General features: G+C 35.1%; 11 protein-coding genes. 7 read left to right on the top strand and 4 right to left on the bottom strand.

Annotation, left to right across the window (positions count from 1 at the left end):
* Positions 1–239: 239 nt before the first annotated feature.
* The 4 genes from C8N37_RS06435 to C8N37_RS23215 form a co-directional block, all read right to left on the bottom strand.
* Positions 240–953, bottom strand: coding sequence for a hypothetical protein (locus C8N37_RS06435; RefSeq protein WP_146171031.1), 714 nt, complete (start codon positions 951–953; stop codon positions 240–242).
* Positions 954–1110: 157 nt separating this feature from the next.
* Positions 1111–2037, bottom strand: a complete 927-nt coding sequence (locus tag C8N37_RS06440) for an EamA family transporter (protein ID WP_108158140.1) — start codon at positions 2035–2037, stop codon at positions 1111–1113.
* Positions 2037–2423 (bottom strand): RidA family protein, encoded by a 387-nt coding sequence (locus C8N37_RS06445; protein WP_045753091.1) that lies wholly within the window; start codon positions 2421–2423, stop codon positions 2037–2039. Before C8N37_RS06445 ends, C8N37_RS06440 begins: the two co-directional genes overlap by 1 nt.
* 10 nt (positions 2424–2433) lie before the next feature.
* Complete coding sequence (locus C8N37_RS23215; protein WP_307724928.1) at positions 2434–2565, bottom strand: DUF6728 family protein; 132 nt, start codon at positions 2563–2565, stop codon at positions 2434–2436.
* Between the two features lie 68 nt (positions 2566–2633).
* Between C8N37_RS23215 and nagA the strand changes: the two genes are divergently transcribed.
* The 7 genes from nagA to C8N37_RS06480 all read left to right on the top strand — a co-directional run bounded on the left by nagA (position 2634) and on the right by C8N37_RS06480 (position 13486).
* The gene (gene nagA, locus C8N37_RS06450) at positions 2634–3746 is read left to right on the top strand and encodes an N-acetylglucosamine-6-phosphate deacetylase (RefSeq protein WP_108158141.1); all 1113 of its coding nucleotides are present in this window, start codon (positions 2634–2636) and stop codon (positions 3744–3746) included.
* Positions 3747–3815: 69 nt separating this feature from the next.
* Complete coding sequence (locus C8N37_RS06455) at positions 3816–5423, top strand: glycoside hydrolase family 10 protein (RefSeq protein WP_108158142.1); 1608 nt, start codon at positions 3816–3818, stop codon at positions 5421–5423.
* Between the two features lie 159 nt (positions 5424–5582).
* Complete coding sequence (locus tag C8N37_RS06460) at positions 5583–6131, top strand: acyl-CoA thioesterase (protein ID WP_108158143.1); 549 nt, start codon at positions 5583–5585, stop codon at positions 6129–6131.
* Positions 6132–6374: 243 nt separating this feature from the next.
* Positions 6375–9458: a SusC/RagA family TonB-linked outer membrane protein gene (locus tag C8N37_RS06465; RefSeq protein WP_108158144.1), complete on the top strand. Its 3084-nt coding sequence runs from the start codon at positions 6375–6377 to the stop codon at positions 9456–9458.
* A 4-nt stretch (positions 9459–9462) separates the two neighbouring features.
* The gene (locus tag C8N37_RS06470; protein WP_108158145.1) at positions 9463–11094 is read left to right on the top strand and encodes a SusD/RagB family nutrient-binding outer membrane lipoprotein; all 1632 of its coding nucleotides are present in this window, start codon (positions 9463–9465) and stop codon (positions 11092–11094) included.
* Between the two features lie 50 nt (positions 11095–11144).
* Positions 11145–11786: a peptidoglycan recognition protein family protein gene (locus tag C8N37_RS06475; protein WP_108158146.1), complete on the top strand. Its 642-nt coding sequence runs from the start codon at positions 11145–11147 to the stop codon at positions 11784–11786.
* Between the two features lie 476 nt (positions 11787–12262).
* Positions 12263–13486 (top strand): exo-beta-N-acetylmuramidase NamZ family protein, encoded by a 1224-nt coding sequence (locus tag C8N37_RS06480; RefSeq protein ID WP_108158147.1) that lies wholly within the window; start codon positions 12263–12265, stop codon positions 13484–13486.
* Positions 13487–13506: the final 20 nt, after the last annotated feature.

Genomic DNA, 13506 nt, shown 5'->3' on the forward strand with positions numbered 1-13506 from the left:
TCTTGAAATTTTGAAAGGATTTTATAACAAATGTGATACAGTATTCCTGTTTATACTATCTATCTATCTGTTTTACAGTCGATTTATTTTTGTCATATTTTTTAGACACCTGTTATTTTGTATCATAAAGGTCTTCGGGTTTCAGAAATTGATATTTTCTATATCATTAGAATTTAGTATAAAAAGACAGCCATAGCTGAATGCTATGGCTGCCTTTTATTAAATAACGGTTGTGTTAATTACTTAGAGAGTTCGACGACAGGTTTATTATTGACACATTTTACGCCTGTCGGATACATATATTCACCCACTGGGCAATTTGGTTTTTCAGCTTCAAGGATATTCTTTTTTAAAGAATTGTAAAGTGCAATATCTTTTTTGATTTCAGTGAGGTTAGCTGTCGTTAAATAAGGGATATAATCAAAGCCACAATCTCTTAAAAGTATAGTAGTCGTCCAATTATCTTTTCCGTTGCACGTGAGGTTATTCAGATAGTTGTCTATCTTAGTTTTTACAGGAGTTATTTGTGCTTTGCTATCGGCTAAACTAAGATCTTTCATATATAATAGCTTGGCTTTTCCATTTTCACAGATAAGTTGAATAGGTGCAGAAACATGCCAAATGCCTTCTTCACAGGGTTCGTAGATAATTCCTTCTCGGATTCCTGCATCTATTCCTTTAGATTCAAGTTCACGATATTCATTCCAAAGTTTTTCAAATTGTGTTTTAATGCGTTTGTGCACAGGGAAATAGCTGTGTCCACACCAATAATTTGCCGCTTTTTCAATGGTCCAATCGTTTAGGTTCTCGCATTTTTCTGAAGCAATGAGCTGCTCAATGGCTTCTCTTTTTTCTTTGGCTAGTTCACTCCATTGCAGTGAAGTTGTTTCATCTTTTTTACATGCGCTAACAAGTAAAATAAATAGCGTAAGATAGCTGAGTTGTTTGATCATGATCATAAAGGTTATAGATTTAAAATATAAGAATTGGACAGAGTATCAGTATTAAAGTACTAATCCTAAAAATTTGGCAAATTCTGAGCACAGATATAAGGTATACATGGTTAATAATCAATTATTAACCATGTAAACGCATTTAGAAAATGAAATGCTACAAATAATTTTTCCTTTTGAAGAGAATTTTTAATTTATCGAAATTAAAAATAATAATGGCAATGAAAATCAGACTATATGCCCAGTATTTATATGGATCTACCTGTTCTTGAAAATAGGTAACAGCCAGTGTAAATGCAATAATTGGGTTGATGTATAACATGATGCCAAGTGTCGAAGAAGATATTTTCTTTAACGCATACATGCTTGAGAATAATGGTATTATGGTAAATAGTAATGCTATGATTAATATAATGCTCCAGAATGTGCCTTCTTGAGGTATTGGACTTTGATCCATTATCATTTGGGGTATAATAAATAACGTACACATGGCTAGCTGTATCGCTAGCATATTGAGTTTGTCAAAACCTTGTATGATACGCTGTAAGACCAGATAGAAGGCATATAGTGAACCAATCGTTAAGGACCATAATACTTCTGTCAGAGACCCCGTTGCTAGCATGAATACGCCGGCTATAGCAACAGTTAAAGATAGTTTTTGAGTGGTATTTAAGTTTTCTTTTAAAATGAAATAACCGCCTGCAGTAGTAATCAATGGGCATAGAATATAAGCGAACGCACCCGCTTGTACGCTAATACTGTTGATGCAATAGATATAGGTGTACCAATTTGCAAATAGTAGAATAGCTGATGCAAGCGTAAGATAAACGATTTTAATTCTTTTATTCTTAGGAAGCAGTTGAAAATTGCGATAGTCTTTTTTAAGATCTCTTTTTCTGAAAATAAAGTTGAAGAGCCAAAGAAGTGAAACGGCTAATATGATACGGTAATGCAGAATATCCTCTGCTGACCAATTTTTTAACAAGCGAATAGGGACAGCCATAAATCCCCAAATTAAAGGACCTAAAAAAGCCGCTAAGAAATACTTTCCGCGGCCTTCAGTATCTTGTTCTTTGGTTATCATTAATCTTTCCAAGCAATCACGGAAATTTCTACATTTACATTTTTTGGTAGTGTCTTAACAGCAACACATTCACGTGCCGGTTGTACAGTGGTGAAATATTGTGCATATACTTCATTGACTGTCGCGAAGTCATCCATATTGCTTAAGAAAATGGATGCTTTAACAACATCTTCAAATCCATAACCTGCGTTTTTTAAAATAGCATCTACATTTTTTAAAACTTGATGAGCTTCATCTGCAACTCCTGTTGTGATTAATTCCATCGTTTCTGGAACTAAAGGAATCTGTCCAGATACATATAATGTTTTATCGGCTTTTATTGCTTGGTTGTATGGACCGATTGCTGCGGGTGCTTTTTCTGTATTTAAAATAATTTTTTGAGACATATGTTGGTATTTAGGATGCAAGGAATATTTTATAGATCAACGCCAATATAAAAACAATGATAGCTATGGCATTGATGATATGCATAGCTTTTAGATTGCCGTTGGTGGGGCGATTGGGGTCTTTTTTTCTAAAAAAGTACATGGAACTAAGTTACGCTTGTAAATTGATAATCGCAATGATTATCTTTAAACAATCAAAAATAAAAGATAATGAATAAACTTGCTATAGTTGGTGGCAAAATCTTCTCAGATTATGATCTGATTGAACACAAAGCTCTACTCGTTGAAAATGGAATAATTACAGCTATCGTAGATCCAAAAGAAATTCCAACTGATTGGGAGCAATTGGACGTCAAAGGTGCGAATATTTGTGCTGGTTTAATTGATTTACAATTATATGGCGATGGCGATGACTTGTTTTCCGCTGAATTGACAGCAGCGTCTTTGCAGCGAATTTCGGATGGACTAGCTCGTAAGGGAACGACTTCTTATATGATGACTTTGGCAACAAATACATTTCATGTTTTTCAACAAGCTATTCAAGTTGCTGGTCATTTTAAGCATGACGCATTATTGGGATTACATCTGGAGGGACCATTTCTGAATAGTAAAAAGCGTGGTGCCCATCCTGCTGAATTGATTGTAAAACCTACGAAAGAGAATATCAAAGAACTGCTAGGCGATCATCCTTCTGTCGTGAAAATGATGACCATTGCTCCAGAGTGTATAGATGACGACGTGCTTGAATATTTACAATCTTATGGACTTTTTTTAAGCGCAGGTCATAGTGATGCTACATATAAGGAAGGCACGAAGGGATTCGATCTAGGTATTCCTACAGGAACTCATTTATTCAATGCGATGTCAGCTTTGCACCATCGAGAGGTAGGAATGGTAGGGGCAATCTTTAATCATCCTACAGTATGCTCTAGTATTATTTTAGATGGGCATCATGTGAGTTTTGAAGCTGTTAAAATTGCAAAAAAACAGATGGGTGAACGTTTATTTTTAATTACAGATGCTGTAGCAGCTTGTTCGAAAGGGATCTATCAGCATGTCTTGAATGATGGTTACTATTCGCTGCCAGATGGTACGATATCAGGTGCTGCTGTCTCTTTATTTGAGTCGGTTAGAAATGCTGTACAGCAAGTCGGTATCCCATTGGATGAAGCAATCCGTATGGCGACTACATATCCTGCTCGATTGTTGAAGCGAACAGATATTGGTAATCTAAATCTGGGTAGTATTGCTAATCTTTTAATCTTCTCTGCGGATTATAAACTTCAGGAAGTGCTGGTTAAAGGAAAGTTAATATCGAAGTAGTTCTGTCGATACAAAATCATAATCCGTACATTTGTAGCTTATTTTGAAATAACACATTAACATTTTTGAATGAAACATCACTTATTAATACTATCAGTTGCTTTATTTTTATTTTCATGTTCTTCCAAAAAGAATAGAAAACAAGAGCAGGTTAAGGGTACTACTGAAGTTAAATTGCAACATCCGGATGCAAAAGATAAGCCTCTACGTGAGAAAGTAAAAAATAATATTGAAGAGAAAAAGGCTGAAGAGAAAAAAGAGGTTGTAGTTGAGCTTCCTGAAGTGCAACGTGAATTTCGTGCAGCATGGATCGCTACTGTAGCGAATATCAATTGGCCAAGTAAGAATTTCTTGTCTACTGATGAACAAAAGCAAGAGGCTATCCAAATCTTGGATTTTTTGAAGAATAACAATTTTAATGCAGCTATTTTTCAAGTTCGTCCATCATCTGATGCTTTGTATCAAAGTGATTTGGAACCTTGGTCTTATTTCCTAACAGGAGAACAAGGAAAAGCTCCTTTTCCATATTATGATCCTTTAGAATTTTGGGTTGAAGAGGCACATAAAAGAGGTATTGAGTTACATGTTTGGTTAAATCCATATCGTGCGCACCATACTTCCGGAGGTAAGCTAACAGAATCTTCCATGGCTAAAAAGATGGGTAATTCTGTCGTTCGCTTGAAACAGGGATGGTATTGGTTTGACCCATCGAAACAATCAACGCAAGATCATGCTTCACGTGTTGTGATGGATATTGTAAAACGTTATAATATTGATGGGGTACACTTTGACGATTATTTCTATCCTTACGCAGAATATAACGGTGGTCAAGATTTTCCTGATAGTGATAGTTGGAATGAATATAAGAAAAGTGGTGGTACATTGACACGTGCGGATTGGAGAAGAAACAGTGTGAATACATTTGTAGAGCGTATTTATAAGGAAATTAAAGCAGAGAAAAATTTTGTGAAATTTGGTATTAGTCCTTTTGGAATTTGGAAGCCAGGTTATCCAGCAGGTATTCAGGGGTCAAGTCAATATGATCAATTGTATGCGGATGCAAAATTATGGCTGAATAAAGGTTGGGTGGATTACTATACGCCACAATTATATTGGCCTATTCAGCCGGCCAAACAGAGTTTTACGACTTTGCTAAAATGGTGGGAGAGTGAAAACACGATGCGCAGGCATTTGTGGCCCGGCATTAATACTGTGGGTAAACGTACGGCAGAATATTCTACTGAGATCGTCAATCAAATTGCGGCAATGCGCAACATTGTTCCGGATAGCAAAGGTATTGTTCATTGGAGTTTAGCAGGTTTGACCAAAAATCCTAGTATGGCAAAAGCTATTTTTGAAGGTCCATACCAAAATAAGGTGTTGATTCCTAGGACACCTTGGCTGAATGCAAATCCGATGTTGAAACCAACTTTGTTGTTGACTTCAGAGAAAGATTTTATGTTTGCAAAATGGCAACACAAGCAGATTGACCAAGTGTTTCATTGGGTTCTTTATACCAATTATGGAGGAGAATGGTCTTATGATATTCTAGATCCATCGATAACAGCTCGAGAGCTTTCGAAAACTAAGAATGGCAAAAAGCTGCAATATGTTGCGGTTAAAGCGGTGGATAGATTGAGTAATGAAAGTCCATATATTGCTGAAAAGATTAAGTAATCTAAAAAATATTAAAAAAGGGTTATCCAACTTGGATAACCCTTTTTTTGTAAAGTATGATTTTGGTCGATCATGTCGTCTATGAATGGAAGTCATGGATGTAATTGCTTGATCGTGATCGATTAGGAATTGATTTTTTTCTAAAGTATATTTAATTATATGGAAGAAATTTATAAAAAAGCTGGTGAGTCTGTTATACGGATGTCTCAGTTAATGTTACCCTCCAATGCCAATTTTGGAGGTAAAATTCATGGTGGATATGTGCTTTCTTTGATGGATCAAATTGCTTTTGCAGTAGCCTCAAAATTTTCTGGACATTATTGTGTGACAGCATCGGTTGGAAAAGTTAATTTTTTAAAACCGATTGAAGTAGGGGAATTGATTACGCTTATAGCTTCGGTAAACTATGTTGGCAATACTTCTATGGAAGTCGGTATTCGTGTTGAATCCATGAATATTCAATCTGGTGAAATAAAGCATTGCAACTCTTCTTATTTTACGATGGTGGCAAAAGATGAGCATGGACATTCTGTTCGTGTTCCGCGTTTGATATTGTCGAATGAAAAAGAGGTGTTTCGGTTTTATAAAAGTATCATTAAAATTGAGATTGATAAAGAAAGGGAGCGCGCAATACTTGATTTGGAATCTGATTCGGAGGAACAGTTAAATTATATCAGGGAACGCTATGATGTTAAGATCATGTTGTAATGATTTTTCTTTTTATGTTCAATTTGTGCGCATTTCTGCATTTTGTTTTTTAATTTTTTGCTTGATTCAATCGATTGTGTTACAAAGAGATGATTTAGGGTTGTGTTTTAAGGCATATTATTAAAATAATTACGCATAATCTTGCAAAGCTTGGAACCTTTTTATACTATTGTAGTGTAATGGTCAGAAACCAGTCGGGAAAAATCACCCGATTTAACAATTGCAACTAACTAAATTATTATTATGAATAAAAAATTACTCTTATTCTGTTCTGGAGTGATGTTATCTACCAGCTTGTGGGCGCAAACGAAAACTATTTCGGGCAAAGTGACCAATGCATCTGATGGAACATCCCTGTCGAATGTGACTGTCAGTATTAAAGGTAAAGCAGTCAGTACACAAACTAATCCAGATGGAAGTTTTACAATAAAAGCTGAACCTGGAGACGTCCTCATCTTTAGTGCTATTGGTTCTAAGTCAACACAGCAAATCATTGGTTCTAGTTCTACCATCAATATTGCGCTTTCTGGAAGTGAAGAAGCCTTGGGTGAGGTTGTTGTCACAGCTATGGGGATAAAAAAGGAGAAAAAAGCTCTGGGATATGCTGTTCAAGATATCAAAGCTGATGAGTTGATGAAGAATAAAAATCCAAATGTAATCAATTCTTTAAATGGAAAGATAGCAGGTGTAAATGTAACCAATTCTGGAGGTTCACCAGGTGGTTCGGCATCTATTGTGATTCGTGGTGGAACATCGTTGGAAAGAGATAACCAACCACTTTTTGTGATTGATGGAATGCCAATGGATAATTCAACTGGACAAGGTGATAATTCAGCATTTGATGGAAATACAAATATTTCAACGACAAATGGTAACCGTGCATTAGATATTAATCCTGAGGATATTGAGTCTATTTCAGTATTGAAAGGTCCAGCTGCAGCAGCGCTTTATGGTTTAAGAGCAGCGGCTGGCGCTGTGGTGATTACAACAAAGAAGGGGAAAGAGGGTGCGACATCTATTGGTATTAATTCACGTATTGGAACTAATTGGGTCAATCGTTTACCAAAACAACAAGATAAATATAAGCAAGGATCATATTACAACGGTTTATTTATTCCTGAAACTAACTTATCTTGGGGTGATGCTTTTAAAGATGGAGAGAAAATCTATAATAACATGGAGGATTTCTATCAAACTGCAACTACCTATGATAATTCATTTAATGTTTCTGGTGGATCTGCAAAGGGTAATTTCTATCTATCGGGCTCAAATATTAAGCAGACCGGGGTTGTGCCAACAACAGATTTCGACCGAACTACCTTTCGATTTAACGCAGAGCAGAAAACAGATGTCTTCACCTTTGGTGCAAATGCTTCTTTTGCACGTTCTTCAACTCGTAAAACTTTAACTGGCTCTGGTTTATGGGGTGGATCAGGTTCTGGTTATATGGAATCTATAATTGCCTGGCCGAGAAATTCAAATATGCGTGATTGGATAAACCTTGATGGTTCGCAGCATTTACTATTGCCAAATATTCCATTGTTAGATAATGCGGATAATCCATATTGGACTATTAATAAGAATCCACAAAATGATAAAACAGATCGTTTTTTAGGTACTGCCTATGCTTCTGCTAAAATTACGAGTTGGTTAGATGCTACCTATCGTCTAGGTATCGATAATTATACAACTGATTTTAGTACATTGATTTCTCCTGGATCTGCAGTTAAATTAGCGTGGCAGAATGGAATGCTTTCTGAAGGGAAAAGACAATATTCTTATTTGAATTCAAATTTTATGTTAAATTTCCATAAGGTATTTGCTGAAGACTGGGATTTAAACTTATTGTTAGGGAGTTCTGCAGAGGATACTCACATACAGGCAAACTCGTTACGTGCGGAAAATTTTTCTATTCCAAATTTTCAAAGTATTAATAATGCTGAAAATGGAGATAAATACTTAAATCAAGTCATTACAGATAAACGATTATTAGGTGTTTATGGAGAATTTAGAGCTGGGTATAAAAATTTGGCTTTCTTTAGTTTTACTGGAAGAAATGATTGGTCATCAACTTTGCCAATTCAAAATCGTTCTTTTTTCTACCCCTCTGTTTCAGGAAGTTTAATTTTCACAGAGTTATTGGAAAAAAATGATATTTTATCATTTGGAAAATTACGAGCATCGTATGCTCAAGTAGGAAAAGATGCTCCAGCATATCAAACGAATACTTATTTGTTTGGACCTGCATTAACAATAGGTGGAGGCTATAGAAATGCTTGGACAAGAGGAAATGATCAACTAAAGCCAGAAACAACCACCTCTACGGAATTTGGTACGGAATTGAAATTCTTAAAAAATAGATTAGGGTTGGATTTTACATACTATCAAAATAATTCAAAAGATCAAATCTTACAACCTCGTGTTTCAAATGCTACAGGATATATTTTAAGTTATGTAAATACAGGTGAGATTGAAAATAAGGGTTTTGAAATTTCGTTGAATGCAACTCCAATAAAACGCGATCATTTCAGTTGGGACTTAATGTTGAATTTTTCACATAATAAAGGTGTTGTTAAATCTCTTCCTGCATCGTTGCCAATTTTATATGTTACAGATGTGCAGGTAGGTAATGGGAAAGCTGCCTCATTTGGTAATGGCAATTTTATGGGACTTTCGGGTTCAACATGGCAGAAAGATACAGATGGAAATCTTTTATTAGATTGGGAAACGGGAAACCCATTGACATCCACATTGACCACTACACCAATTGGTAATCGTGAACCTGATTTTATTGGAGGATTAACTAATAATTTCACTTACAAAAATTGGGATTTTTCGTTTTTATTTGATTTCCGTAAAGGAGGAGATGTATTGAATGGGACAGAGTATTTAATGACAACTTATGGTCTTAGTAAAGAAACAGAAAATAGAGGCCAGACAATTACATTCACAGGAAAATCTTTAAATCCAACAACAAAAGAATATGAAACAGTAACACGTGAAGTTGTTGCTACAGAAAAGTATTATAGAGATATTTATGCAAATAATACACCTTTTTTTGTTGAAGAGGTTAATTGGTTGCGTTTGCGTTCAGTTTCATTGACTTATAGTTTGCCTTCATCTGTTTTAAAAAGATCAAAAGTTTTCAAAGCTGCATCTTTTAATGTAACTGGGACAAACTTATGGTTGCTTACGAATTACTCAGGGATGGATCCAGAGACAAGCGCTGCGGGTGCTGGTGTGATTGGATCTGGTTCAGTAGGTATTGATTATGCAGGTGTTCCTGCAACTGCTGGATTTACATTTGGTGTTAATTTAAAATTCTAACGTAATGAGAAAAATATTTTATATAGCGACAATTTCTGCAACATTGCTATTCAATTCCTGCAGTAAATGGTTAGATGTTAATGATAATCCTAATTCTGCCAACTCAACAGTACCTACACCTCAACAACGATTGCCATCTATACTGGCTCAGTTTATAGATGGATATGAGTCTGCAGGTACACGTACTTCTTTTTTAGGACAGCAATTGGCTGTTGTAAACGCAAACAATAATAATTGGAATTTAACCAGATGGAATTCAACAGCTTCTTCAACTGGTTGGCCTTGGCAATCATGGTATGTTAATACTGCGGTTAATATTGATCCATTAATTGAGAGCGCAACTAAAGTTGGTGCTTACCACTATGTTGGAGCAGCAAAATTGATCAAAGCTTGGGGTTTTGGTTATATGGTTGATTTGTATGGAATGTTGCCATATGATGAGTTTGATAAAGTTAATAATCTAACACCAAAATTTGACGATGGTGAATATGTGTATACTCAGGTTTTAGCTTTAATTGATGAAGCTATCCTAGATCTATCTAAAGAACAGTCTTTAGGGGCAGCTCCATTATCTGCAGGAGACATTTTTAATAAAGGAAACGTACAGAATTGGTTGAAATTGGCTTATGGATTAAAAGCTAGATTTTTAAATCATTACAGTAAATTGCCTTCCTATAACCCTCAGGCTGTACTAGATGCTTTGGCTAAAGCTCCAATTGCAAATGATGAGAGCACAATTATTCAGTATGTAGATGAGACAGCCACTACTAGCGATCAGAGTAAAGCATCTTTGCAGTGGGTAAATACAGGGACTTCAGCTCGTATTACTCAATTATATTATAATTATATTACCAATAATTATCCAGGAGCTCCTTCAGGTAGTGCTAATGTTATTGATCCGAGATTGGATTTATTAGTTCCAAGTTCTCAGAATTCAGATGGAAGTTATCGTAAAACATTATTTGTTGATATGAGTTCAGATTTGCCAAAAACTGGGCCTGCGTCTTATGTTTATGCTAGCGCGACTAATAAATTTTCGAATAAAGATTCTGTTTATATTTCCATGCGTAAGGACATTGCTGCAAATGGACGTATACTTTCCACGGGAACTTGGTATACTGAAAAAGGAGGTAAAGGATTATTGTTAACTAATTCTGAAATGAAGTTTATAGAAGCTGAAGTTCGCTTTAAAAAAGGAGAATTAGGGGCTGCATTGTCCGCTTATCACGCCGGTATCAAGGCGCATATGGAAATAATGGGTATCAAAGCCTCTGATGTCGCATTGTATATGGCAAGCTCTTCCATAATACAAGAGGCAGGGAAATTAACTTTGAGCCATATTATGATTCAAAAATATATAGCTCTTTCCTACTCACCTGAACAATGGTCTGACTTAAGAAGAATGAACTATTGTACAGATGCATCAGGGAATTACAATGAAGCGACAGGTATCTATAAAGGATTTAAAAGACCTTCACATGTATTTACCACAGCTTATCCCTCGCAAACTGAATGGCCTAGAAGATTCGCAATTCCATCTTATGAAATTAATTATAATCTAATACAAGTAAAAGCGGCAAATGCCGAAGCGGATTTACCGACTTATCAAAACCAACGTATTTGGTGGGATAAATAAAAAATTAAGGGTTTACAAAAAATTGTAAACCCTTTTTATATATTCGTGAGATGAGATATTTTTTTATTCTATTTTTATTTTTAGCTCTTCGCTCATTTGCACAAACACCTGTTATTATCCAAAAACCTATTCTTTGGAATGCAGAGCGGGAGCAGCTCTCTTTGGATTATCTTAAAAGTAGGCATGGTATTGTACAGCAAAAGGCAGTTATCAAACCAAAAATGGTAGTCGTGCATTGGACAGCTAATAATAGTGTTCAAGCAACTTTTAATACGTTTAATCCCGTATTATTGCCTGGGAGGCCAGAATTGACTAAAGCAAGCCCGTTAAATGTTTCTTCGCAATATGTGATCGATAGAGATGGTACGATTTATCAATTTTTGCCTGATACTGTATTCGCTAGACATACCATTGGTTTGAATTATTGTGCGATCGGTATTGAAAATATTGGTGGTGATAAGTATCCACTTACCGACAAGCAGTTGTTGGCTAATGAGGCGCTCATTAGGCAGTTAAAAAGCAAGTATCCAATAGATTTTGTAATTGGTCATCACGAATATAAGACCTTTCGTAAAACTAAATATTGGAGAGAAACAGATTCAAATTATATCACTTCAAAGTCAGACCCTGGAGATGATTTTATGATAAAATTAAGGAGAAGGTTGATTGATTTGAATCTATTATCTTTATAACAGGATTATAAAAAACAAAAAAGGAGTTCTTATGAACTCCTTTTTTGTTTTTGTATTTTTTCATCTGATTTCTTGAAATGTGGATGTTTTTTTAATCATATTACTATCTCTTCTAAAATGTTTGATGTAATTTCTTGAAAAATCATTAATTGCTGTTTTGTGCCGCACTTTATTAAAGTAATAATAATGTTACAAAACTGTGTATTAATTACACTAATTATGCTTTTGTAATTCTTAATTATTGTTAATATGTTTTTGATATTCAGTTATTTGTGATGTTTATCGAGTGTTTTTTGTTAAAAAATGTTAAATAACAGTTAATGGTGTATATAGGGAATAAAAGTGACTACTTACTTTGTTTTGCGTTTTTGTAAGTGATTTAGTTAAAAAAACGAAAACATCTACTTACATTTATTCACGAATTATCATCTATTTGCCAGTATGATAGACACGCTACCATTAATTTTTAATAAAATATGAAAAGACTATTTGGATTCCTTTTATTGACGAGTTTTCTTACTTTCACTTCATGTGCTAGTAAATCAGTAGTCATAAATCAGACTTCATTCACTTCTCTAAATAAAAATGCGCAAATTTTAACCGGTGCAGATCAGCTTTCATCTTACTTGCCTATGTTAAAAGGTAAGAAAGTAGGTGTTATGGGAAACCAAACTTCTATCGTAGGGGCATCTAAGGAACATCTAGTAGATGTTTTATTGCGCGAAAAAGTGGATTTAAAATTTGCCTTTGCGCCTGAGCATGGTTTTAGAGGTGATGTGGAGCGTGGAGAGAAATTTGGTAATGATGTTGATTCAAAAACAGGATTGCCATTATATACTTTATATGGAGGTAATCAGAAACAAGACTCTATTGTAAATGCAATTGATGTCATGATTTTTGATCTTCAAGATGTCGGAGCCCGTTTTTATACCTATATCACTTCCTTGCATCGGGTGATGGAATTATGTGCAAAACACAATAAAAAACTTATTGTATTGGATCGTCCAAATCCGAATGGTGATCAGGTGGATGGTCCGGTAAGACATGATGATAAGTTTAAATCAGATGTTTCTTGGCATAAAATAGCGATGATCCATGGTTTGACCATTGGTGAATTGGCTAAGATGATCAATGGTGAAAAATGGTTAGAAAATGGCAAAAAATGTGATGTGACCATTGTACCTGTTAAAGGATATGACCATAAGATGATGTATGATCTTCCTGTTATTCCTTCGCCTAGTTTGCCTAATGCTCTTTCAGTCAGACTTTATTTGTCATTGTGTCTTTTCGAGGGGACAGATATTTCTGTAGGACGCGGAACGGATTGGCCTTTTCAAATTATTGGTTATACCAATCCAGTGTATGGATCATTTACTTTTACTCCTGGTGAACGTCACGGTATGACTAAGCATGTAGAAGGTAAAGGTGCTATTAATTATGGGATTGATCTTCGAAGTGTAGTTCCTTCTGAACATAAATTTACTTTAAAATACGTGTTGGATTTTTACAACAAAACTCCAGATAAATCTACCTTTTTCGCTCGTCCTGCATTTTTTGATAAACTTGCTGGGACTGATCAATTGAGATTGCAGATTCTTGACGGAAAATCGGAACAGGAGATAAGAGCTTCGTGGGCAGCTGATTTAGCTGCATATAAAATGATGCGCAAGAAGTATTTATTATATCCTGATTTTGAATAAAACAAACTAACTAAATTTCA

The sequence above is a fragment of the Sphingobacterium faecium genome, from assembly GCF_003054045.1.
In the GTDB taxonomy this organism is placed as follows: Bacteria; Bacteroidota; Bacteroidia; order Sphingobacteriales; family Sphingobacteriaceae; genus Sphingobacterium; species Sphingobacterium faecium.